We start from the raw sequence: 23,039 nt of genomic DNA, 5'->3' as shown, positions 1-23,039 counted from the left end.
CAAACGTATGGACAACGTGGACACCACACACTCCACGCCGGGGGCACACCCCTCCCTTGGCGCGCAGGCCGCCAACGAATTCTTCAGCACAACCCTGCCGGGCAGGACGAGCGCCTCCGGCGTCGAAGTGGACGGCAGCAAGGTTGCGTACTGGACGTACCAACCGGTCCGCGTCACGCCGAAGACCCGCACCATCCTGGTCATCCATGGGTTCCGGGGAGACCACCACGGATTGCTGCGAGTGGCCGATCACCTTCCCGAAATGCGCATTATCATGCCGGACCTGCCTGCCTTCGGGAGCTCGGAACCCTTCCACGAGGACGAACACACCGTTGAACGCTATGGAAAGTTCATCTCCGGTTTCATGAGCGCACTTGGTTTGGATGACAACACTGTGCTGCTGGGCCACTCCTTCGGCTCAATCGTCGCCAGCCACTTTGCCGCGGCGAATCCGGGAGCCATCTACCCGCTGATCCTCATCAACCCCATTGCCGCTCCGGCGTTGGAGGGTCCCAAAGGCATCATGACCAAGCTGGCGGTGCTCTACTACCAGGTATCCGCCAAACTTCCCCGCCCGCTGGGACTTGCCGTCCTTCGCAACCGGATGATCGTTCGCATCATGAGCATCACCATGGCCAAAACCAAAGACAAGAACCTTCGCCGTTTCATCCACGGCCAGCACGACGCCTACTTCAGTGCTTTCGCCGACAGGAAGAGCCTGCTCGAATCGTTCAAGGCCTCCGTCTCAGGCAACGTAGCTGAAGTCGCTGAGCAATTGACCCTCCCGGTTCTGCTGATTGCCGGCGAAAAAGATGAGATTGCCACCCTTCCCAACCAGCACAAGCTCATGAAGCGACTACCAGAGGCCACGCTGGAAGTGATTCCCGACGTCGGGCATCTCATCCATTACGAGACGCCGGTTCCGGCCGCTGAAGCAATCCGCACCTTCCTGGAGGAACATCCCGCGTGAAAATTGTCATCGACGCCCGCTTTACCCGAACGGACCATCACGATGGCATCAGCCGCTACGGTTCCAGCCTCATAGCCGCAACATCCAAAATCGCCGATGTCACCATGCTCATCAGCGACAAGCGGCAACTGGCCCTACTGCCGGACGTCCCATACGTGATGGTCAACAGCCCGCTGTCACCCTTGGAATTGTTCGTGGCCCGCAAAGTCAACCCCTTGGGCGCTGACGTGGTGGTGTGTCCCATGCAGACCATGGGAACCTTGGGCCGCAAGTACGGGCTGGTCCTGACCCTGCACGACCTCATTTACTACGAACACCCGGCTCCTCCGGGCTTCCTGCCCGCACCGGTGCGCTTGCTCTGGAGGCTATACCATAAGGCGTTCTGGCCTCAGCGGCTTTTGCTCAACCGCGCGGACATTGTGGCCACCATCAGCCGCACCACTGAGGCCCTCATGGCGAAGTACAAGCTGACAAAGCGTCCGGTTCGCATCGTAGGGAACGCACCCCAACCCGGTCAAACACCTCGGGACCCTGAAGCCGGCGCAGAGAAGTCGCTGCTCTACATGGGTTCGTTCATGCCCTACAAGAACGTGGAAACCATGATCCGGGGGATGTCCGGGCTGGAGGATTACACCCTGCACTTGCTCAGCCGGATCACTCCCCAACGCAAAGCTGAATTGGAGGCGTTGGTTCCCTCCGGAGCCAAGGTGGTGTTCCACAACGGTGTCACTGACACCGAATACGACGAACTGCTACTGCGGGCCACCGCACTGGTCAGCCTGTCACGAGCTGAAGGATACGGCTTGCCGCTGGTGGAGGCCATGGCCTTGGGCACTCCCGTTATAGCAAGTGATATCCCCATCTTCCGTGAAGTGGGCGGTGACGCAGTGAGCTACGTCCACCCCGAATCGGCGGCGGAATTCGCTGCGGCTGTAACTGCGCTCGGCGAGGACTCTCTCTGGAAGGAGCGTTCCCGGTCTTCGGTGGAACGCGCTGCGCAATTCAACTGGGACGAATCGGCCCGGCAGCTGCTGGCTGCCGCCCAGGAAGTCGTGGCTGGACGTCAACGCAATCAGCGTTAACGCAAGGCCCCGGCGGGGCTAGAGGATGTCCACCCCGTCCAAACGCAACTGCACCGGCCCGGACGTGCGCTTGGCAGCGCTGGCGACTTTCACAGCCCGCATGGCACGGGTGGTTTCTGCGGCATCTGCGTAGGGAATGAAGTAGAGCGTCCTGACGTCCGCATCGGCCTCGCCGGCAGACGGTTGCGCGCCGGAGAACAGCTGAATCGGGGCGGGCCCCGCGCTGCGGAGTTTGGTGCCCCGCGGCGCGCTGGCGTCGAAGGCTTCGGCAAAATGCACGACGTCGGCCCTCGACCCGGTCACGGATGCCACCCGCACCGCTGGCGGCAGCTGCAGTTCCTTTCGGAGGGCCAGTTCGCGTGAGGCGAAGCCGGCGGCATCCCACCGCAACAGTGCTCCCGTCGCCGCGGTGTCGTCGGCAGTAATCACCACGAGGCCCCCTTGGCCGGCCGGCTTCACGAGGGAGGCGGCATTGAACCACCGGCGGACGGTGTCCTCCCCTGCGCGAAGGTTCTCGCGCCGGAGCAATGAGTTGCCGTCCAGCAACAGGGCTGCCGCGTAACCGTTGGGGGCAACCGGTTCAGCGCCCACCGTAGCAACCACCAGGGCGGGAGTATCAGGGACAGTTGCTTTGATGTGCTCGCCTGAAGAGGTGACCACGGCTTTGCCGGGGAAGGCGCGCCCCAGTTCCTCAGCAGTCCTCATAACCCCCGCCGCTCCCCGGCGCAGCCGTGTCCCGCTGCAGTGGCTGCAGCGCCATTGCGGGGCGGGTGTGGAGCACCAGCGGCATGCGGGCATGGCGGAACTGCTGGATACTGCCAAGGGGCCTTGGCAGGCATTGCACCGCGCGAGTTCCCGGCACGTCTCACACACTAAGGACGGGGCGTATCCGGCCCGGGCCACCTGGACCAGGACAGGGCCCACCTCTAAGCCTTCCTTCGCCGCCCGCCACGCCGCGCCGGGCAGACGCGCGATGCGCGCCAAAGGGTCACGTTCTTGTTCGAAGCTGTCCGCAGTGTTGAGAACCCTGGGTGCCGTGGCGCGGACAGTAGGTCGCGGAGCTTCAATGGGCACCGCCCACTGCATCTCAACAAGGCGTTGGAGTTCGGTGCTTCGACTGTGCGAGGCCATCAGACACGCAGCGTTCTCCTGCTCCGCACGCAACAACAAGACTTCCCTGGTGTGCGCATAAGGAGCCCGTTGCTCAATGTGGAGGTCGTCGCCGTCGTCCCAGCACACCACTAAACCTAGATCGTGTACGGGGGCATAAGCCGCCGAACGAGTGCCGATAGCCACTCCCGCTGCACCGCTCAGAAGCCTGAGAAAGTTCCTGTAGCGGGGAGTTTGCCCGTCATCAGCAGTTAGCCGGGCGACGTCGGATGCGGGCAGGACGTTGCCAAGCGCTACCTCCAACCGCTCAAGATCGCGGTAATCCGGCACCACCACCACCGCGCCGCGTCCTGAGGAACGAACCGTGGCGACTGCCGTAGCGACCAAAGCCGGCCAACCATCGGGCCCGAATCCCTGAAGAGCAGTGAGCACTGCTTTGGGGGAACCGCCGCTTCCGAGGTGCTGCAGATATGGCTCACCATTGCCGTAAGAAGACCATGCTTTTGCCCCGGTGTCCGGCTTCAGGTCAACCACGCCCGCGTTCAGCTCGCCGGCCAGCAGTTCCTTCTCCACTTTGGCTACCCGCGGCGGAATTGCGGTTCGAAGGACATCGCTGCGGGTTCCGGCGTATCGGGCAGCGACGGTGCCTGCCAACTCCATGACGGCCGGGGTGAGGACCGCAACCGGCGAGACCACTTTGTGCAGGGTGCTCAGGGGTGCGGCAGCATCCGAATCTGCGCGCCGTTCGATGATGTAGCCGTTGAGCTCCTGGCCGTTGAACTTGACCTTCACCCGGACGCCAGGCACAGCCACCTCGCCAAGCCCGGCTGGAACGCTGTAGTCGAAGGGCCTGTCCAAATGGGGCAGGGACGACTCGAGCACCACCCGCGCCACCGGATTTTCTGCCGCGAGTGGCGGACCATCGGCCGCCGCGCGATCCGGAAAGCCCTGCAGCAACGAGGGTTGAAGCAACGACGGCTGGGCCTCGTGTCCTGCCATGCACTTCACCTCCACCTCTGAGCGTGGAAAAACCCACGCATTCTTAACCCGGGATGCCCGCAGCGGGATCGACCCGCTGCGGGCATCTCTGTGGCACCAGCCAATCATGGGGCACTGACATTACAGGGTGCCCCTGCAAAAACAGGTCAGGCGTTGAAGTATTCCTTCAGATCGGCCACCCGGTCCAGGCGTTCCCACGTGAAATCGGGGTCGTCGCGACCAAAATGACCGTGCGCCGCCGTCTTGGCGTAGATGGGACGCTTGAGATCAAGGGCATCAATGATGGCACGCGGGCGGAGGTCGAACAACTCGTTGATCGCTTCGCTGATGCGGGCCGGGTCAACGGTTTCCGTGCCGAAAGTCTCTACGTAGGTTCCAACCGGGCGTGCCTGGCCGATTGCGTAGGCAATTTGAATCTCAGCTCGCTTGGCCAGTCCTGCCGCCACCACGTTCTTGGCGACCCAGCGCATGGCATAAGCCGCTGATCGGTCAACTTTGGACGGATCCTTGCCTGAGAACGCGCCGCCACCGTGGCGGGAGAATCCGCCGTAAGTGTCCACAATGATCTTGCGGCCAGTGAGCCCGGCGTCGCCTACGGGACCACCAATGACGAAGGCGCCCGCAGGGTTGAGGATATTCGCAGTGTGCGAGATATCGAGGTTGGACGCGGACATGACGGGATCAATCACGTAGCTGGCCAAGTCCGCACGAAGCTGCTCAAGGCTTGCCTCTTCGGCGTGCTGGCTGGAGATAACCACCGTTTCCACGGACACCGGCCGATCGCCGTCGTATCCTACCGTGACCTGCGTCTTGCCGTCCGGGCGAAGGTAGGCCAGCTCGCCGTTCTTGCGGACCTCGGTGAGACGTTCAGACAGACGGTGGGCGAGCCAGATGGGCGTAGGCATGTAAGACGCCGTCTCATCGCTGGCATAGCCAAACATGATTCCCTGATCGCCCGCACCCTGGAGATCGTAATCGTCCTCCTGGCGGCCTTCACGGGCCTCAAGTGAGTTGAACACACCACCGGCGATGTCGTTGGACTGTTGGCCGATGGACACTGACACGCCGCAGCGGGCTCCGTCGAATCCGTTGGCGGACGAGTCGTAGCCGATGCCCAGGATGGTCTCGCGGACAATCTGCGGAATTTCCACGTAAGCGTCGGTGGTGACCTCACCGGCCACGTGCACCAAGCCCGTGGTGGCCATGGTTTCAACGGCCACACGGGACTCAGGATCAGCGGCCAGCAGCGCGTCCAGGATGGAGTCGCTGATTTGGTCGCAGATCTTGTCCGGGTGCCCTTCAGTGACAGACTCGGACGTGAAGAGCCGGAGCTTGGACGGGGTGCCATGGTGTTCATGGTGCAGCGGTAAAGTCACTCGACCACCTTACTGGGTTGCGGGACGGCGGGATCTGCCGTGTGTCCCTTTGCTAAGAATTCGGGTGTGGGCTCAGTTACATGGCCGGGAATACCCGTGTGAGTTCAGTCCCCACCCGGTCGATCACAGCAGCGGCGACGTCGGCCTTTGAGCCGGCGGCCGACTCCGGTTCGGCTCCATGACCGGACAGAATGACCACAGAGTTCTCATCCTGTCCGAAGACGCGGCCAATGCCCACCTGGTTTACCACCAGGAGATCGCAACCCTTGCGCTTGAGCTTGGCAGTTGCATGTTCCAGGACGTCGCCTTGGGCATCGCCCGTTTCGGCTGCGAAACCCACAATCAGCTGCTGGCCGCCCTCTGCATTGCGACGCTCCACCAGTTCGTGCAGGATGTCCGGGTTCCGGATCAAACGCACAACAGGGGCATCCTCGCCGTCCACCTTTTTGATCTTGGTATCCGAGACCTCCGCCGGACGGAAATCCGCCACGGCAGCGGCCATAATGACGACGTCGGAGTCCACTGCCGCCTCAAGCGCGGCCTCGCGTAGTTCCAAGGCGGATTCAACGCGGACAAGCTCCACTCCGGCAGGCGGCTGGACGTCCATGTGCGCGGCGAGGAACCTCACCGTTGCCCCGGCTGCCAAAGCCGCCGCGGCCAACGCGACGCCCTGCTTGCCGGAGGATCGGTTACCCAGGAAACGGACGGGATCCAAAGCTTCACGGGTCCCACCGGCCGAAATGGTGACGGTGCGTCCGGCCAAGGATGCATGCGGGGCAGGTGTCGCGTTTTCTCCGCTGTCCAGGGAAGGTCCGGCCAAAGCCATGGAAGCTGCAAAGATGGCTTCGGGCTCGGGCAGACGGCCCGGGCCGGAATCGGCACCCGTCAGGCGCCCGGAGGCGGGCTCCAACACCGTGACGCCGCGGCTGCGCAGGGTCTCCACGTTGGCCCGGGTTGCGGCATGCTGCCACATTTCCGTGTGCATGGCAGGAGCAAACAGAACCGGCCCGTGGGCCATCAGGAGCGTGTTGGTGAGGAGGTCGCCCGCTTGTCCGGTTGCAGCTTTGGCAAGGAGATCGGCGGTGGCCGGAGCAACCACGATCAAGTCGGCCTCATGCCCCAAGCGGACATGGTTGACCTTCTCGACGTCGTCAAAGACGCTGTTGCTCACAGGGTTGCCGGAGAGGGCTTCCCAGGTGGCCACTCCGACAAATCGGGTGGCAGCTTCCGTGGGAATGACCGTCACCTTGTGACCGGCTTCAGTAAAAAGCCGGAGGAGCGATGCAACCTTGTAGGCTGCGATCCCTCCCCCGACTCCGAGGACTATGCGCACGTGACCTCCGTCAACAGGCAGTCTTTGTTATTCTGCGGGCTCGATCGGTGTGGAAACCAGCAGGCCTTCGTTGATCTCGCGCAAGGCGATGGACAGTGACTTCTCGTTCAGCTTGGTGTCAACCAACGGACCGACGTACTCGAACAGGCCCTCGTGCAGCTGTGCATAGTAGGCGTTGATCTGGCGGGCGCGCTTGGCGCCGAAGATGACCAGGCCGTACTTGGAATCAGCAGCCTCAAGCAGCGAATCGATCGGCGGGTTGATGATGCCTTCAAGGTTCGTGGACACGAATTCTCCAAATTTTAGCGGGCCAACAAGTGCAAGCGCTTAGCGCTGGTGCGGGGTAAGCCCCATGAGTGAAACAAGCTCGTCCGCTGCCCGGCGTACGTCGTCATTGATGACGGTGTGGTCAAACTCCGGTTCAGCAGCAAGTTCCAGTTTAGCGGTTTCCAGCCTGCGCTGCTGTTCCTCGGGTGTTTCTGTGCCGCGGCCCACCAGGCGGCGCACCATTTCGTCCCAGCTGGGCGGTGCCAGGAACACGAAATTTGCATCCGGGACGGCCGCTTTGACCTGCCGTGCGCCTTGGAGGTCGATCTCCAGAAGCACCGACTTGCCGTCGGCGATGGCCGCGTCAACGGTGCTGCGGAGGGTTCCGTAGCGATTCTGCCCATGCACTACGGCCCACTCCAGCAGCTCACCATCGGCCACCAGGGAGTCGAACTCCTCAGCGGACTTGAAGAAGTAGTGAACCCCGTCTTTTTCACCCGGACGCGCAGCCCGCGTTGTCGCCGAAACTGAGAGCCAGACCTCCGGGTAGTTGTCCCTGATGTAAGTGGATACGGTTCCCTTGCCAACGGCAGTGGGGCCTGCAAGGACAGTCAGTCCGGGTTTCTTGCTCACGGATTCCTTCGGGGAGATGCGTTAAACGCTTTGTTGGGTATCCATAAAATCTACCAGCGCCCGGGCCTGATGAATTCCCAACCCCCTGATGCGCCGGGATCCTGCAATCCCTATCTCCGCCATGATCCCGGCAGCCCTGACCGGGCCAATGCCAGGCAGGGCCTCCAACAATTCCACCACCCTCATGCGCGCAATCGCGTCATCGGTAGCTCCGGAGGAAATCAACTCCGCGACGCTCACCTCACCGCGCTTGAGTCTTTCCTTGGCGGCGGCACGCACGGCCCGCGCCTTGGCAGCCTTCTCAAGCGCATCGGAACGCTCCTGCGGTGTCAGCTCTTTAAGGCCCACTGCCAAACCCCTGTCAGATCGCATTGTGATCCAGATCACGCGGACTGATCCTGAACCTACCGGCAGGGGCTCCGTTGCGCAATGAGTTGAACCAACGCTCTAGGAAAGCAGTCCCCGCAGCGTCTCTTCTGTTGCGGCACGGAGATCTGCCACGGAAGGACCCGCGGACAGAATCCCCCGGCTGGAGGTGGCCAGGACCGTGGGATAAGCATCGCCGAACGTCGCTCGCAGATCAGCAGGAGTGGCCCCCTGGGCACCAAGTCCCGGGGCAAGGATCGCGCCGCGGACCGGACCAAGGTCGATGTCCAGGTCCTCAAGCGCGGAGCCGATGGTGGCGCCGACAACCAAGCCAACGGAACCCAGGGCTCCGCTGTAGCGCTGGTTTTCAGCTGCAGTTGCGGCCACAATCCTGCGCGCTACCGAATCGCTCCCCCCAACGTGCTGCACGGACTTTCCTTCAGGATTGGAGGTCAGCGCAAGCACGAACACTCCCCTGCCGTGCTGCGCCGCGAGATCAAGGGCAGGGCGCAACGACTCAAATCCCAGGTACGGGCTCAGCGTTACCGAGTCCGCAGCCAAGGAAGAACCATCCCGCAACCAGGCATCCGCGTAGGCCGCCATGGTGGAGCCGATGTCCCCGCGTTTCGCGTCCGCGATACTCAGCACGCCCGCCTCTGCCGAGGCGGTGAGGGTGCGTTCCAGTACAGCCATGCCGGCCGAGCCGTGGCGCTCATAAAGCGCCACCTGCGGCTTCACCGCGGCAGCGAGGGAAGCCACGGCCTCCACCACCGTCAGCGAGAAACGCTCCAGGCCGGCGACGTCGTCGTTCAGTCCCCATTCAGCCAGGAGCTGCGGGTGGGGGTCGATGCCGACGCAAAGGGGACCGCGGGCCGCCATGGCCGCAGCCAGCCGGGAGCCAAAGGACTCCCGGGCCGGCTGCAGCTCCTGCTGTGGTGAGACAGGCTCAGGCATTGGCCGCTTCCATTGCTGCCTTGAGGTTTGCTGCGTGCTCCTGCAAGCTGGTCACGGACCACTCATAGGTTCGCAGGGCCTCAATGGCCTGCACGGCTGCGTTGAACTCCGCAACGGTGGTGATGCAAGGAATGCCGATGGACGTGGCCGCGGCACGGAGTTCATATCCGTCACTGCGGGCTTCGCCACCGGAGGGCGTGTTGAAGACCATGTCGATCTCGCCCGCGATGACCAAATCAGCAATGGTGCCTTCGCCTTCTGCGCTGCTGCCCTCGGCAACCTTGCGCACCGGAGTCGCCTGGATGCCGTTACGCCGCAGGACGTCAGCGGTGCCACCGGTGGAAACGATCTCGAAGCCCAGGTCCGAGAGGCGCTTGACGCCCATGATCACCGAACGCTTGTCACGGTTGGCTACCGAGACGAAAATCTTGCCTTCGGTGGGCAGGGCGTTGTTGGCCGCTGCCTGGCTCTTGGCGAACGCCGTGTCAAAGTGCTTGTCAATGCCCATGACTTCACCGGTGGAGCGCATCTCAGGGCCGAGCAAGGAGTCCACCACCTTGCCTTCAGGAGTACGGAAACGGCTGAAAGGAAGGACTGCTTCCTTCACGGCAACCGGGGCGTCCAGCGGCAGGGTGGAACCGTCGCCGGTTTCGGGCAGCATCTTGTAGGCGCCGCGGAGCTGGTTGATGGTGACGCCTGTTCCAATGAGCGCAGCCGCCTTGGCCATCTGCACGCCCGTTGCCTTGGAGACGAACGGAACAGTGCGTGAAGCACGCGGATTGGCTTCAAGGACATACAGGACGTCGGAGGCCAGAGCGAACTGGATGTTGATAAGGCCCCGGACGCCAACGCCTTCGGCAATGGCACGGGTTGCCGTGCGCACGCGCTCGATCACGTTGTTGCCCAGGGTGATCGGCGGAAGCACGCAAGCAGAGTCACCGGAGTGAATACCGGCTTCCTCAATGTGTTCCATGATGCCGCCGAGGTACATGTCCGTGCCGTCAAAGAGAGCGTCAACGTCAATTTCGACGGCGTCCTCAAGGAAGCGGTCGATCAGCACCGGGTGGTCCGTGGTGATTTCCGTTGCGTTGGCGATGTATCGGGAAAGGTTTGCTTCGTCGTAGACGATCTCCATGCCGCGGCCGCCCAGGACGTAGGACGGACGGACCAACACCGGGTAGCCGATTTCGTCGGCGATCTTCTTGGCGTCCTCGAAGGATACGGCCGTGCCGTTCTTCGGGGAGGTCAGTCCGGCCTCATCCAGGACGCGGGCGAAAGCGCCGCGGTGCTCCGCGAGGTCGATAGCTTCCGGCGAGGTACCCAGGATGGGTACCCCGGCGTCGGCGAGCTGCTGCGCCAGCTTCAGCGGGGTCTGGCCGCCGAGCTGCACGAAGACGCCCATTACCCCACCCGTGCGCTCTTCGGCGGCGATGACCTCAAGGACATCCTCAAGGGTCAACGGCTCGAAATAGAGGCGGGTGGAGACGTCGTAGTCCGTGGAGACAGTCTCCGGGTTGCAGTTGACCATCACAGTCTCATAGCCGGCCTTGCGCAGCGCCATGGAGGCGTGGACGCAGGAGTAATCGAACTCGATGCCCTGGCCAATGCGGTTGGGGCCGGAGCCAAGGATGATCACCGAGGGCTTGGCGTGCAGGCCAACTTCATCTTCCTCGTCGTAAGAGGAGTAGTGGTACGGGGTGTAGGCGGCGAACTCGGCGGCACAGGTATCCACCGTCTTGTACACCGGACGGATGCCCAAGGCCTGGCGGACGCCGCGGACTACAGCCTCGTTGTTGTGCGTCAGAGCACCGATCTGCTCGTCGGAGAAGCCATGGCGCTTGGCGTTGCGCAGCATTTCCTCAGTAAGAACGCCGGCCTTGCGGATTTCCTGCGCGGTTTCGTTGAGGAGCTGCAGCTGGTCAAGGAACCAGGGATCGATCTTTGTGGCCTCGAAGAGGTCTTCCACCGTGGCGCCGCCCAGAAGCGCACGCTGCACCTGGTGCAGGCGGTCCGTTGTGGGGCGCTTGGCTTTCTCGATGAGTTCGGCAACCTCGTACTCCGGCACAGAGCTGAAGTCGAGCTGCGAGCCCTTCTGCTCCAAAGAACGAAGGGCCTTCTGCAGGGCTTCGGTGAAGTTACGGCCCATGGCCATGGCTTCACCCACGGACTTCATGGTGGTGGTCAGTGTGTTGTCCGCGGCCGGGAACTTCTCGAAAGCAAAGCGCGGAACCTTCACCACTACGTAGTCCAGCGTGGGCTCAAACGAGGCCGGCGTCTTCTGCGTGATGTCGTTGGGGATTTCGTCCAAGGTGTACCCCAGGGACAACTTCGTGGCGATCTTGGCGATGGCGAAGCCGGTTGCCTTGGAGGCCAACGCAGAGGACCGGGATACGCGCGGGTTCATCTCGATGACCACTACACGGCCCGTGGCGGGATCAATGGCGAACTGGATGTTACAGCCGCCGGTGTCTACGCCGACTTCGCGGATCACGGCGATGGAGACATCGCGCAGCTTCTGGTACTCGCGGTCCGTCAGGGTCAACGCCGGAGCAACCGTGATGGAATCACCGGTGTGGACACCCACGGGATCGAAGTTCTCGATGGAGCAGACAACAACGACGTTGTCGTTCTTGTCGCGCATCATCTCCAGCTCGTATTCCTTCCAACCGAGGATGCTCTCTTCGAGCAGGACTTCGGTGGTGGGGCTGTACTGGAGGCCCTGGCCGACAATTCGGCGGAGATCGTCCTCGTTGTAGGCCAAGCCCGAGCCCAGGCCGCCCATGGTGAAGGAAGGACGGACAACCATGGGGTAGCCGAGGTCCTCGGCAGCGGCAAAGGCCTCGTCCATGGTGTGGATGATGTGGCTGCGTGCTGATTCGGCACCGCAACGCTCCACCACGCCCTTGAACTTCTCACGGTCTTCACCGAGTTCAATCGCGGCAATGTTGGCGCCGATGAGCTCCACGTTGTACTTCTCCAGCACACCGTTCTTGTCCAGTGCGATGGCAGTGTTCAAGGCGGTCTGGCCACCCAGGGTGGGCAGGATGGCGTCCGGACGCTCCTTGGCGATGATCTTCTCCAGCACCTCAGGAGTGATGGGCTCCACGTAGGTGGCATCAGCGAACTCGGGGTCGGTCATGATGGTGGCCGGGTTGGAGTTCACGAGGATGACGCGGAGGCCCTCCTCCTTGAGGACGCGAAGGGCCTGGGTGCCGGAGTAATCGAACTCGGCCGCCTGGCCGATCACAATGGGGCCGGAACCGATGACAAGGACGCTCTTGAGATCTGTACGCTTGGGCATTACTTCGTGTCCTCAGTCTTGGAATCGGTGGAGTTGGCGCCTGTGGCCTTGGACTTGGTGTCGGCCATGAGGTCGATGAAGCGGTCAAAGAGGTAGGCGGCATCGTGCGGCCCGGCCGCGGCTTCGGGGTGGTACTGGACCGAGAACGCGGGGATGTCGAGGCAGGCGAGTCCTTCGACGACGTCGTCGTTCAAGGAGACGTGGCTGACTTCCACACGTCCGAAGCGCTCTTCCGGCGCCACAGTGGAACCATTGAGCGGCGCGTCAACGGCGAAGCCGTGGTTCTGCGAGGTGATCTCCACCTTGCCCGTGCGGCGGTCCATGACGGGCTGGTTGATGCCGCGGTGGCCGTAACGGAGCTTGTAGGTGCCAAAGCCCAGCGCCCGGCCCAGGATCTGGTTACCGAAGCAGATGCCAAAGTACGGAAGTTTTTCGTCAAGTACCGAACGCAGCAGGGAGACCTGGTGGTCTGCCGTGGCGGGGTCGCCTGGTCCGTTGGACATGAAGAAGCCGTCCGGCTTGACCGCATTGACATCTTCCAGGGTGGAGGTGGCGGGCAGGACGTGAACGCGCACCCCACGCTCTGCAAAGCGCACCGGTGTCATTGCCTTGATGCCAAGGTCAACAGCCGCGATGGAGAAGCGTGGCTCGCCTTCCCAGCCGTGGTCCTTGGGTTCCACAACATAGGCCTCATCAATGGAGACTTCCTCAGCCAGCGCTGCACCTTCCATGGGAGCGCTGGCCAGGACGGCGTTCAGAAGCTCCTTGTCGGTGGCCTGTGCAGCCTCACCGGAGAAAATACCTGCACGCATGGTCTTGTGCTCGCGAAGGTGCCGGGTGATGGCACGGGTGTCAACGCCCTGGATGCCAACGATTCCTTGCTCCACCAACTCTTCATCGAGGCTGCGCTCGGAGCGCCAGTTGGAGGGTCGGCGTGCTGCATCGCGCACGATGTAGCCGGCCACCCAGATGCGGCGCGATTCAGCGTCTTCGCTGTTGACTCCGGTGTTTCCGATGTGCGGGGCAGTCTGGACCACCAACTGACGGGCGTAGGAGGGGTCTGTGATGGTCTCCTGGTAGCCGGTCATGCCGGTGGCGAAGACTGCCTCACCCAGAGCGGTTCCCTGGGCTCCGTAGCTGCGGCCGCGGAACATGCGGCCGTCTTCGAGCACGAGTACTGCTGCTGAGGGGGTGGGGGCGGTGGCTGCGTTACTATCCGTCACTTTATTACTTTCCACTATCGGCATCTGCCTGAGGGGCTGCGGAGATCAATTCTTGGAGGGCTTCGAGGAGGAGCTGTTTGTCGGTGGCATGCCTGGAACGGAATCCAGTGTCCAGTTCACGGGAGCCCAGCTTCCAGTTGATGACCAGTAGTCCGTCTTTTTCGACGAACTTTCCGGCCATGCCGTTGGTTTCGCGGCTATCCACCAGTGCGGAGCGCGGGATAAAGATCGGCGCGGCACCGGACCGGTCGAACAGCACGCCTTCAGCGTGAATGCTCAGTTCCGCGTTGGTACGGATACCCAAGCCCTGGACTGCTATCCGGTCCAGCCAGTCGCCGGCCGTGGTGGTGGCCACGTACTGGCCCTCCGCCACCACCGTGGCCGGTGTCAGCTGCCCGGGCACTTCGGGGAGGCGTTCGACGTCGGCTTGTCGCCTCAGCCGGTTCCGCCAACCCCACCAGATCATCGCCAGGACGAGGACGATCAGCGGCACCGTGATGAGCACGGTCAGTGTTTGGTTATCCATTAGTTACTGCTGACTGCCGGGTACCTGTAAGGCGTGTTGAGCTGACCGTCGAGGACAGTGGGGTGGCCTTTGAAGAAGGTGGCCACCACGGATCCGGGCAGCTCCTTGCCCTTGAACGGTGAATTGCGGCCCATGGTTGCCATTTTATGCGGGTCAACCGTCCAACGCGCAGCCGGATCCACCAGGATGACGTTGGCAGGTTCGCCAACCTCCAACGGACGGCCCTGATCAGCGACGCGCCCGATGACTGCAGGCGTGAAGGAGGTAACCCTGGCGAAATCAGCCCAGGTCATGAGGCCGGTTTCGATCATGGTCTCCTGCACGACCGACAGTGCGGTTTCAAGGCCGGTCATGCCCATGGCCGCTTGCGCCCATTCACATTCCTTGTGCTCGCTGGGGTGGGGGGCGTGGTCGGTTCCCACGACGTCGATGGTGCCATCGGCCAGGCCCTCCCGGAGCGCCTGAACGTCGGCATCGGTGCGCAGCGGCGGGTTGACCTTGTAGACCGGATCGTAGCTGCGGACCAGTTCATCAGTGAGCAGCAGGTGGTGCGGGGTGACCTCGGCAGTAACATTGATCCCCCGCGCTTTGGCCCAACGCACGATTTCCACCGAACCTGCCGTGGAAACGTGGCAAACATGCAGGCGCGAACCAACGTGCTTGGCCAGCAGGACATCGCGGGCAATGATGCTTTCCTCGGCAACAGCGGGCCAGCCGGTGAGTCCAAGCACTGCCGAGACAGTGCCTTCGTTCATCTGTGCCCCGGCGGTAAGGCGGGGTTCCTGCGCGTGCTGGGCCACTACGCCGTCGAACGCTTTGACGTATTCCAAGGCACGGCGCATCAGGACGGGATCGTGGACGCAGATGCCGTCATCGGAGAACATCCGGACCTGGGCACGGGAGTCCGCCATGGCGCCCAGTTCTGCCAGTTGCTCTCCGGCCAGCCCCACAGTGACTGCACCAACCGGGCGGACATCCACCCAGCCCGAGGCACGGCCGAGGCTGTGAACCTGCTCCACCACGCCGGCAGTGTCTGCCACCGGGTTGCTGTTGGCCATGGCGTGGACAGCGGTGAAACCACCCAGGGCAGCAGCACGGGTGCCGGTCTCTACGGTCTCGGCGTCTTCGCGGCCGGGTTCGCGCAAGTGGGTGTGGACGTCAACCATGCCCGGCAGCGCAACGAGGCCCTGGGCGTCGATCACAGTCGCGCCATCGGCGGAAAGGTTTTTGCCCCGTGCTTCAATGATGCCGTCGCGGATCAAGAGGTCTTCAGCTTCGCCGCCGAGGATGGCGGCCCCACGGATCAAGTAGGTGTTCTCGGCCATCAGTTGGTCTCCTTTGTGGACTGGCTTACGTTCGAGGCGGCTTCACGGGAATCCCCGGAGAGCAGCAGGTAAAGGGCGGCCATGCGGACCGAAACACCGTTTCGCACCTGGGCGAGCACGGTTGAACGCGGAGAGTCGGCGGCCGCCGATGAAATCTCCAAGCCGCGGTTCATGGGGCCGGGGTGCATGATGATGGTGTCTTTCATGCCCAGATCATCCAGTGCCCGGAGCCTTGCGTCATCGAAACCCCAGCGGCGTGAGTACTCACGGGTTGAGGGGAAGAACGAGGCGTTCATCCGCTCCCCCTGGACTCGCAGCATCATCATGGCGTCTATTCCCGCTTCCAGGGTCTGGTCCAGGTTGTAGCTGACCTTGCAAGGCCAATGCTCGACGCCGATGGGCAGCAGGGTAGGCGGCGCCACCAGAGTCACCTCGGCTCCAAGGGTCCTGAGCAACCAGACATTGGAACGGGCAACGCGCGAGTGCAGGACATCACCGGCAATCGCTACCCGCATACCTTTGAGGTCCGCCCCAGTGGACTCGGTGCCGTTGACCTGCGACCAATGCCGGCGCATGGTGAACGCGTCCAGCAGGGCCTGGGTGGGGTGCTCATGGGTGCCGTCGCCCGCGTTGATGACCGCAGCGTCTATCCAATCGGTGGCAGCAAGCCGGTGAGGCGCGCCAGAGGCCCAGTGACGGATCACAACGGCGTCCGCGCCCATGGCTGCCAGTGTCTGCGCCGTGTCCTTGAGTGACTCTCCCTTGGAAACCGAGGAGCCCTTGGCGGCGAAGTTGATGACATCGGCTGAGAGTCGCTTGGCTGCGGCCTCAAAGGAGATGCGGGTACGGGTTGAGTCCTCAAAAAAGAGGTTCACCACCGTCCGGCCGCGGAGTGCCGGTAGTTTCTTCACTTCACGCTCGCCGACGGCGGACATTTCCTCGGCCGTGTCCAGAACGCGGATGGCATCGAAAAGACTGAGGTTCTCGGTGGAAAGGAGATGCTTCACTTGCCGGCCTCGATAACTACCTCGTTGACGGGCACGCCGTCCACGGAGTCGATCTCCTCCAGGTGGACCCGGACCTTTTCCGATGAGGAAGTGGGCAGGTTCTTGCCAACGTGATCTGCCCGGATGGGAAGCTCGCGGTGTCCCCTGTCCACCAGCACTGCAAGACGCACAATCCGAGGGCGGCCAAGATCAACCAAGGCGTCCAAAGCGGCGCGAATCGTCCGACCTGAGTACAGGACGTCGTCAATCAGGACAACAACTTTGTTATCGATGCCTGACAACGGCAGCCGGGTGTGGCGCGGGGGCCGCGTAGGCTGGTGGGAAAGATCATCCCGGAACATGGTGACATCCAACTGGCCCACCATGGTGTCTGCATTTACCGTGGGGTCAGCTGCAGCGATCTTGTTGGCAAGCCGCACGGCCAGCGGATAACCGCGGCTGGGAATGCCCAACAGAACCAGGTCCTGGGAGCCTTTATTGGCTTCGAGGATCTCGTGGGCGATACGAGTGAGCGCACGATCAATGTCCGCCTGATTGAGAACAACCCGCGACGGCACGTGCGCTGAAGTGACTTCAGTCATCGCTCGTCTCCCCTTTCCCCGCCTCACGGGACGGAATTAAAAAAGGAATATTTGCTTTTCAAAGCTACCACAGCGCCCCTTGCCCACCCTCACCCGGGTCAGCCACGAGCAGTGAGTTTAAGCTCACAGTCCATGCGGTGGAATAGGCTCTTGCCCATGACCACGAACCACCACGGCCACCCAGGCGGACAACCCTATCCGCGGCCTTACTTGGAGCCTGGCGCAAACCCTACGTGGATCGGCCGCGTTCAGCCCGGGAATTACCAACCGGCCCCCGGTAATCCGGCAACGCTCCCCCGGCAACCTTGGGCCGTGCCACCAGCTCCGCAAGCACGTCGGTCCCGGGGTACGCTCCCCCTGCTCATCGGGGCAACCGTCCTGATCCTGTGCAGCCTGTTCCTGGTGGTGCCGTTTCTGCTGGGCAACACCGGCATCACCGGCTTTGTGATCGGCTTCATCGCTTCCCTGATTCCACTCTCCGTGGTGCTCTTGACGGTACGCCTGATCGATCGCTGGGAGCCCGAGCCCAAAAGGCTTCTGTGGTTCGCGTTTACGTGGGGTGCCGCGGTTTCCATTGCCGGGACGCTTCTCATCCAGCCGCTCTTCGCCCTTGCCGCCCCCACCTCCAGTGAAGAGGCATTCACCTACTTCATGGCCACGGTCCAAGCGCCCATCGTGGAGGAATTCACCAAGTCACTCGGACTGCTGGTCCTGATCCTTGCCGCACGGAAGTACTTTGACGGTCCTGTTGATGGGGTGGTGTTTGCGTTCACCATCGCCGCCGGTTTCGCTTTCACGGAAAACATTCTCTACTTCGGCCGCGAAATAGCGTCCTCCTCCGATCCAAGCACCGACCTCATCCGCATCTTCATCCTCCGGGGTGTCATGTCACCGTTCGCGCACGCAGTCTTCACGGGCACAACCGGACTGATCATGGGCTTCGCCGCCCGCAAGTGGCATTCAGGATATGCAATCCTGGCCTTCTTCGTCGGCTTGCTGCCCGCGATGTTCCTGCACAACCGATGGAACAGCATGGGCCAGAACTTCCTGGTGGAGTACTTCGTAGTCCAGGTCCCGATCTTCCTCGTGGCAGCAGCGGGCATCATCCTGCTCCGCGTCGCTGAAGGAAAACTGACGCGGCAACGGCTCCTCGAATACGCCCGGGCGGGCTGGTTCACTCCGGCAGAAGTCGAAATGCTGGCTACCTCACAAGGGCGGCGGCATGCTATCCGCTGGGCGTCCTCGCGCGGGCGTGGCAGCGAGATGAAGTCGTTCATCAAGGGGGCCACAGCACTGGCGTTTACCCGGCAGCGGATACTGAGCGGCCGCGACGTCCACGTCCATCAGCACGACGAGCTCGAACTTCTCATGACCATCCCCACACTCAGGGCAGCAGTTCTCCAATAACGCAAAAGAACCCGCATCCAGTGGATGCGGGTCCTTTTGCGTTTATGGCGTCTAACTCATCACACGAAGAGTGCTTAAGCGAGGAGCGACGGCTTGAGCTTCTGCAGGCGGCCAAGGAGCCCATTGATGAAGGCGGGCGACTCATCTGTGGACATGGTCTTGGCCAGAGCCACAGCTTCGCTGACTGCTACGCCGTCCGGAACTTCGTCATTGTAGAGAAGCTCCCATGCACCAATGCGGAGAATGATGCGGTCAACAGACGGCATGCGCTCCAGCGTCCACCCTTGGGCGTACGTCTGCAGGAACTCATCGATGGTGGCCTGCATGGAAACAACACCCTCGACGATTTCCACGGTGTAGGGGTTGATGACAAGATCCGTCTTCTCCCGGCGGGCTGTCATCGCGTCGAAAGCTGAAACGGAACGTTGCTCCGCTTCGAAAAGTACTTCAAGCGCCCTGCTACGGGCTTTACCGCGTGCGCTCACTAGTCGTTGACCCGACCCAAGTAGCTGCCATCCCGGGTGTCGACCTTGACCTTGGTGCCCTGTTCAACAAACAGCGGTACCTGGATTTCGTAGCCGGTCTCGACTGTTGCCGGCTTGGTGCCGGCTGAGGAGCGGTCGCCCTGAAGCCCCGGCTCCGTGTAGGTGATTTCGAGTACGACGCTCGCAGGCAATTCAATGTACAGCGGCGTGCCCTCGTGGATGGCAATGTTGACCATCTGGTTCTCGAGCATGAAGTTGGTGGCGTCGCCCACAGTCGCGCCGGACACTGTGATTTGGTCGTAGTCCTGAGTGTCCATGAAAACGAAGTCTTCGCCGTCCTGGTACAGGTACTGGTAATCACGGCGGTCAACCGTAGCGGTTTCAATCTTCAGGCCGGCGTTGAAGGTCTTGTCGACCACCTTGCCGGACATCACGTTGCGCATCTTGGTGCGGACGAAGGCGCCGCCCTTGCCAGGCTTGACGTGCTGGAACTCAATGATGTTCCAGAGCTGGCCCTCGAGCTTGAGTACGGTCCCGTTCTTGATGTCGTTTGTGGTTGCCACTCGTATCCTCTGGTTATCGCACTGGTTCTAGCTGCCAGCTATCTATGCCAAGCAGGCGTACCAAACGGCCCGCCAGCGCGTATTTATCAAAAATCCAAGAACCATTCTACCGGCAAATGCGTCCAAGGCTTGCGGGAAGTGTTTCGCCGGGCTTCAGGATGCGAGTTCCAGGACATTCCGGGCCCGTTGAAGGGCTACTGCGGAGGAGTAGATCAACGCGGCATCAGCGGCCATGGCTACCCGCAGGTCCAAAGCTCTGGCGAATTCCTCGGATGCAGCCAGGGCGTTGCCGCTGACGAAGTATGCCCGGCCAAGGTACTGGTGAACAATTGCTTCCTTCGGGCTACCCTGGACATCCTGCAACAGATGCTTGAACAACTGGACAGCACGGTCTAAGCGGTTGGTTGCCCGGTGAACTTCGGCCTCAAAAATCCTCAGCCGGAATGACTCCGGATCTTTATAGCGGGCCTCGGCCAGGAGTTCTGCTGCTTCTTTGGGCTGGTTGTCCAGCAAAAGTGCCATGATCCGATCCGCAGGGTCTTCAGAAGCGGCAAGTGCGGACTCCATGACTTCCTCATTGACAACCACGGGAAGCAAAGTGTCCGGGTTCATCCGGACTCCCGGGAATCCTGCGGTAGGCCAGTCGCTCACGCCTTCACGAAGTGTGACCGTCATGATGCAATCTCCTGGTATGCAGCAAACAGGAGTGAGGTGTCGGGAACTTCCAGGATCCCGGGCTTGGCCACGCCGTCGAGGACAACAAACCGGAGAAGGTCACCGCGGGACTTCTTATCCCGGCGCATCCCGTCCAGAAGGCCCTGCCACCGATCCTTCCGGTATGTAGTGGGCAAACCCAGGCTTTCCAGGATGGTGCGGTGCCGGTCCGCGTCAGCATCGGACAAGCGGCCTACGCTCCGAGACAACTCGGCCGCAAACATCATTCCCACTGAAACAGCGGCCCCGTGACGCCACGAGTAGCGTTCCACGAGCTCAATGGCATGGCCCAGGGTGTGCCCGTAGTTCAGGATTTCGCGGAGGCCGGATTCCTTGAGGTCCTGGGAGACAACATCGGCCTTCACGGAAATGGCACGTTCAATCAGCTCACGGACAACAGAGGATCCCGGGTCCATCACGGAGTCGGTGTTCTTTTCGATGAGGTCCAGGATGGCAGGATCAGCGATGAAGCCGCATTTGATGACCTCGGCCATGCCGGAAATGAGCTCATTCTTCGGCAGGGTCTGGAGCGTATCGAGGTCAGCAAGAACAGCGGCCGGCGGGTGGAACGAGCCCACCAGGTTCTTGCCTTCGGCGGTGTTTATCCCGGTCTTCCCGCCCACCGCAGCATCCACCATGCCCAGCAGGCTGGTGGGCATGTGGATAACTTTGACTCCGCGGAGCCATGTGGCGGCCACAAAGCCGGCAAGGTCAGTTACTGCACCGCCGCCGACTGCCACGATGGCATCAGATCTGGTGAAATCATTCTGGCCCAGCACTTGCCAGCAAAATGCAGCCACCTGAATGTGCTTGCCTTCCTCGGCATCCGGGATTTCAGCCGTGAGTGCCGTGAAACCGGCGGCTTCGAGCTCGTCCCGCACAGTATCGCCGGTCAGGCGGAGCGCCCGTGGGTGGATCACTAAAACGCGTCGGACACGTTCACCAAGCTTGGCCGGCAGGGTGTCCAGCAGGCCCCTGCCCACCACGACGTCGTAGTTTTCGTTAACGGACTGGCCGGTCACCTTGATGACAGTTGCTTCGTTGCTCACTTTTCAACTTCCTCTTTCAAGGCTGCATGCTGGAGCAGCCGCTCCTCCAAATGGAGGCCGATTTCCGCCACGGATCCGGAACGGACGTCCATGACAATGTCAGCAAGTCGCTCATAGACCGGCCGCCGGGTGGCGAATAGCGCCTCCCAGCGGGTCATGGCGTCGCCCTGGAGCAATGGCCTCCCGGTGTTCCGGGCAATCCTGTCCGCGACGGTTTCCGCGTCGCACTCCAGGTAGACCACCGTGCACTCCTCCAACAGTTGCTGGGTTCCGGAGTCAAGCACAGCTCCACCGCCGAGGGAAATAATGGCCGGTTCCACCCTCGCGGATTCAATGGCTTTGGCTACAGCCCGCGCTTCAATCTCGCGAAAGGCGTGTTCACCCCTGCCGGCGAAGATATCGGCAATGCTGCCGTGGGCAGCCACAACCACTGCGTCAGTGTCCACAAAAGGCAGGCGCAGCTGGTGGGCAAGCTGCTGGCCAATCGCCGATTTTCCGACAGCCATGGGGCCAACCAGAACAACGGGCCGGCCATCCGGGATAGCGCGGGTCACTACCGGCCGACCGAGTCCAAGGTGGCCGGGATGCTTTCAAGGTACCCCTGGAGGTTGCGCTGGGTCTCGGCTACCGAGTCACCGCCGAATTTCTCGGCAACAGCCTCAGCCAGGACCAATGCGACCATGGCCTCAGCCACCACGCCGGCTGCAGGAACTGCACACACATCTGAGCGCTGGTGGTGCGCCTTGGCAGGCTCGCCGGTGCTTACGTCGACGGTGCGTAGCGCACGGGGGACCGTGGCAATGGGTTTCATGGCAGCGCGAACCCGAAGCACTTCACCAATGCTCATGCCGCCTTCGATGCCACCGGCCCGGTTGGTCTGGCGAACAATCTTTCCGTTGTCATCCTTGAGGATCTCGTCATGGGCCGCAGATCCACGGCGAGCCGCCGTAAGGAAGCCATCGCCTACCTCTACTCCCTTGATGGCCTGGATACCCATGAGAGCGGCCGCCAGGCGGGAGTCGAGTCGACGATCCCAGTGGACGTAGCTGCCCAGTCCGGGCGGAAGTCCGTAGGCCAGGACCTCTACCACGCCACCCAAGGTTTCGCCTTCTTTGTGGGCAGCATCCACTTCTGCCACCATCGCGTCCGAGGTCTCACGGTCGAAGCAACGCAAGGGGTCCGCGTCCAGGGCCATGACATCCCTGGGCAATGGCAGAGGCCTGCCTTCGGGGACAGCCACGCTGGCAATGGAGACGGTATGGCTTACCAGCTCGATGCCCAGCTGCTTCAGGTATCCGGCGGCAACGGCACCAAGGGCCACGCGCGTAGCGGTTTCACGTGCACTGGCACGCTCAAGGACCGGACGGGCTTCGTCGAACCCATATTTCTGCATGCCCGTGAAATCGGCGTGCCCCGGCCGTGGTCGGGTCAGAGGTGCATTGCGGGCTTGATCGGCGAGGACGTCAGGGTCAACGGGGTCGGCAGACATAATCTGCTCCCACTTGGGCCACTCTGTGTTTCCGACCTGAATGGCCACAGGGCCACCTTGGGTCAGACCATGCCGGACGCCGCCCATGATGGTGACCTCGTCCTGCTCAAACTTCATGCGGGCACCGCGCCCATAGCCCAAGCGGCGACGCGCCAACGCGTCACGAATCTGCCCGCTGGTGAGTTCAACACCGGCAGGCACGCCTTCAATAATTCCGATCAGGGCCGGACCATGGGATTCACCGGCAGTCAACCAACGCAACATATAACCAATCCTGCC

At 62.2% G+C, this 23,039-nt stretch carries 22 protein-coding genes; 3 read left to right on the top strand and 19 right to left on the bottom strand.

The features are described from left to right. Positions 1-7 precede the first annotated feature (7 nt). Together BACI9J_RS09020 and BACI9J_RS09015 are read left to right on the top strand one after the other, a co-directional pair. Positions 8-970, top strand: coding sequence for an alpha/beta fold hydrolase (locus BACI9J_RS09020; RefSeq protein WP_159734068.1), 963 nt, complete (start codon positions 8-10; stop codon positions 968-970). Continuing rightward, entirely contained in the window at positions 967-2,052 is a 1,086-nt protein-coding gene (locus tag BACI9J_RS09015) for a glycosyltransferase family 4 protein (protein ID WP_159734067.1), read from the top strand. Before BACI9J_RS09020 ends, BACI9J_RS09015 begins: the two co-directional genes overlap by 4 nt. Positions 2,053-2,070: 18 nt before the next feature. Here the strand turns inward: BACI9J_RS09015 and BACI9J_RS09010 are convergent, their stop codons facing one another. The 13 genes from BACI9J_RS09010 to pyrR form a co-directional block, all read right to left on the bottom strand. Next, the gene (locus BACI9J_RS09010) at positions 2,071-4,161 is read right to left on the bottom strand and encodes a primosomal protein N' (protein ID WP_159734066.1); all 2,091 of its coding nucleotides are present in this window, start codon (positions 4,159-4,161) and stop codon (positions 2,071-2,073) included. Positions 4,162-4,307: 146 nt separating this feature from the next. Beyond that, positions 4,308-5,537, bottom strand: coding sequence for a methionine adenosyltransferase (gene metK, locus BACI9J_RS09005; RefSeq protein ID WP_159734065.1), 1,230 nt, complete (start codon positions 5,535-5,537; stop codon positions 4,308-4,310). A gap of 76 nt (positions 5,538-5,613) precedes the next feature. Further along, entirely contained in the window at positions 5,614-6,870 is a 1,257-nt protein-coding gene (coaBC, locus tag BACI9J_RS09000) for a bifunctional phosphopantothenoylcysteine decarboxylase/phosphopantothenate--cysteine ligase CoaBC (RefSeq protein WP_159734064.1), read from the bottom strand. 27 nt (positions 6,871-6,897) lie between these two features. Next, positions 6,898-7,158: a DNA-directed RNA polymerase subunit omega gene (gene rpoZ, locus BACI9J_RS08995; RefSeq protein WP_017197559.1), complete on the bottom strand. Its 261-nt coding sequence runs from the start codon at positions 7,156-7,158 to the stop codon at positions 6,898-6,900. 39 nt (positions 7,159-7,197) lie between these two features. Then, positions 7,198-7,770, bottom strand: coding sequence for a guanylate kinase (gene gmk, locus BACI9J_RS08990; RefSeq protein ID WP_159734063.1), 573 nt, complete (start codon positions 7,768-7,770; stop codon positions 7,198-7,200). A 21-nt stretch (positions 7,771-7,791) separates the two neighbouring features. Further along, entirely contained in the window at positions 7,792-8,118 is a 327-nt protein-coding gene (gene mihF, locus BACI9J_RS08985; protein WP_141283573.1) for an integration host factor, actinobacterial type, read from the bottom strand. 99 nt (positions 8,119-8,217) lie between these two features. Further along, positions 8,218-9,090, bottom strand: a complete 873-nt coding sequence (gene pyrF / locus BACI9J_RS08980; protein ID WP_159734062.1) for an orotidine-5'-phosphate decarboxylase — start codon at positions 9,088-9,090, stop codon at positions 8,218-8,220. After that, entirely contained in the window at positions 9,083-12,391 is a 3,309-nt protein-coding gene (gene carB, locus BACI9J_RS08975) for a carbamoyl-phosphate synthase large subunit (protein WP_159734061.1), read from the bottom strand. Before carB ends, pyrF begins: the two co-directional genes overlap by 8 nt. After that, the gene (gene carA, locus BACI9J_RS08970; protein ID WP_159734060.1) at positions 12,391-13,638 is read right to left on the bottom strand and encodes a glutamine-hydrolyzing carbamoyl-phosphate synthase small subunit; all 1,248 of its coding nucleotides are present in this window, start codon (positions 13,636-13,638) and stop codon (positions 12,391-12,393) included. The genes carB and carA overlap by 1 nt, the downstream gene beginning before the upstream one ends. Beyond that, positions 13,619-14,140, bottom strand: coding sequence for a PH-like domain-containing protein (locus tag BACI9J_RS08965; RefSeq protein ID WP_159734059.1), 522 nt, complete (start codon positions 14,138-14,140; stop codon positions 13,619-13,621). The genes carA and BACI9J_RS08965 overlap by 20 nt, the downstream gene beginning before the upstream one ends. After that, a complete protein-coding gene (locus tag BACI9J_RS08960; protein ID WP_159734058.1) occupies positions 14,140-15,465 on the bottom strand; it encodes a dihydroorotase in 1,326 nt (441 codons plus the stop codon). The genes BACI9J_RS08965 and BACI9J_RS08960 overlap by 1 nt, the downstream gene beginning before the upstream one ends. Then, complete coding sequence (locus BACI9J_RS08955) at positions 15,465-16,472, bottom strand: aspartate carbamoyltransferase catalytic subunit (RefSeq protein WP_159734057.1); 1,008 nt, start codon at positions 16,470-16,472, stop codon at positions 15,465-15,467. Before BACI9J_RS08955 ends, BACI9J_RS08960 begins: the two co-directional genes overlap by 1 nt. Continuing rightward, positions 16,469-17,053, bottom strand: coding sequence for a bifunctional pyr operon transcriptional regulator/uracil phosphoribosyltransferase PyrR (pyrR, locus tag BACI9J_RS08950; protein WP_024816826.1), 585 nt, complete (start codon positions 17,051-17,053; stop codon positions 16,469-16,471). Before pyrR ends, BACI9J_RS08955 begins: the two co-directional genes overlap by 4 nt. A 111-nt stretch (positions 17,054-17,164) precedes the next feature. On the opposite strand from pyrR, the gene BACI9J_RS08945 reads away from it, so the two are divergent. After that, positions 17,165-18,460, top strand: a complete 1,296-nt coding sequence (locus tag BACI9J_RS08945) for a PrsW family glutamic-type intramembrane protease (protein WP_159734056.1) — start codon at positions 17,165-17,167, stop codon at positions 18,458-18,460. Positions 18,461-18,534: 74 nt separating this feature from the next. Here the strand turns inward: BACI9J_RS08945 and nusB are convergent, their stop codons facing one another. The 6 genes from nusB to aroC form a co-directional block, all read right to left on the bottom strand. Further along, positions 18,535-18,945 (bottom strand): transcription antitermination factor NusB, encoded by a 411-nt coding sequence (gene nusB / locus BACI9J_RS08940; RefSeq protein WP_011774956.1) that lies wholly within the window; start codon positions 18,943-18,945, stop codon positions 18,535-18,537. Next, on the bottom strand, positions 18,945-19,508 hold the full coding sequence (gene efp / locus BACI9J_RS08935) for an elongation factor P (protein ID WP_159734055.1): 564 nt from the start codon (positions 19,506-19,508) through the stop codon (positions 18,945-18,947). Before efp ends, nusB begins: the two co-directional genes overlap by 1 nt. A gap of 153 nt (positions 19,509-19,661) precedes the next feature. Next, entirely contained in the window at positions 19,662-20,183 is a 522-nt protein-coding gene (locus BACI9J_RS08930; RefSeq protein WP_159734054.1) for a tetratricopeptide repeat protein, read from the bottom strand. Further along, a complete protein-coding gene (gene aroB, locus BACI9J_RS08925; RefSeq protein ID WP_159734053.1) occupies positions 20,180-21,271 on the bottom strand; it encodes a 3-dehydroquinate synthase in 1,092 nt (363 codons plus the stop codon). Before aroB ends, BACI9J_RS08930 begins: the two co-directional genes overlap by 4 nt. Further along, complete coding sequence (locus BACI9J_RS08920) at positions 21,268-21,825, bottom strand: shikimate kinase (protein ID WP_159734052.1); 558 nt, start codon at positions 21,823-21,825, stop codon at positions 21,268-21,270. Before BACI9J_RS08920 ends, aroB begins: the two co-directional genes overlap by 4 nt. Continuing rightward, positions 21,825-23,024 (bottom strand): chorismate synthase, encoded by a 1,200-nt coding sequence (gene aroC / locus BACI9J_RS08915; RefSeq protein ID WP_159734051.1) that lies wholly within the window; start codon positions 23,022-23,024, stop codon positions 21,825-21,827. The genes BACI9J_RS08920 and aroC overlap by 1 nt, the downstream gene beginning before the upstream one ends. Between the last annotated feature and the right edge of the window lie 15 nt (positions 23,025-23,039).

This window comes from Arthrobacter sp. 9V, assembly GCF_902506065.1.
GTDB lineage: Bacteria > Actinomycetota > Actinomycetes > Actinomycetales > Micrococcaceae > Arthrobacter.
This window is presented reverse-complemented; position numbering and strand designations above follow the sequence as displayed.

Coding starts and splice junctions, on each gene's coding strand:
- BACI9J_RS09020 (WP_159734068.1), top strand. CDS start 8: ATGGACAACGTGGACACCACACACTCCACGCCGGGGGCACACCCCTCC.
- BACI9J_RS09010 (WP_159734066.1), bottom strand. CDS start 4,161: ATGGCAGGACACGAGGCCCAGCCGTCGTTGCTTCAACCCTCGTTGCTG.
- pyrF (WP_159734062.1), bottom strand. CDS start 9,090: ATGCCTGAGCCTGTCTCACCACAGCAGGAGCTGCAGCCGGCCCGGGAG.
- carB (WP_159734061.1), bottom strand. CDS start 12,391: ATGCCCAAGCGTACAGATCTCAAGAGCGTCCTTGTCATCGGTTCCGGC.
- carA (WP_159734060.1), bottom strand. CDS start 13,638: ATGCCGATAGTGGAAAGTAATAAAGTGACGGATAGTAACGCAGCCACC.
- BACI9J_RS08965 (WP_159734059.1), bottom strand. CDS start 14,140: ATGGATAACCAAACACTGACCGTGCTCATCACGGTGCCGCTGATCGTC.
- BACI9J_RS08960 (WP_159734058.1), bottom strand. CDS start 15,465: ATGGCCGAGAACACCTACTTGATCCGTGGGGCCGCCATCCTCGGCGGC.
- pyrR (WP_024816826.1), bottom strand. CDS start 17,053: ATGACTGAAGTCACTTCAGCGCACGTGCCGTCGCGGGTTGTTCTCAAT.
- BACI9J_RS08930 (WP_159734054.1), bottom strand. CDS start 20,183: ATGACGGTCACACTTCGTGAAGGCGTGAGCGACTGGCCTACCGCAGGA.
- aroC (WP_159734051.1), bottom strand. CDS start 23,024: ATGTTGCGTTGGTTGACTGCCGGTGAATCCCATGGTCCGGCCCTGATC.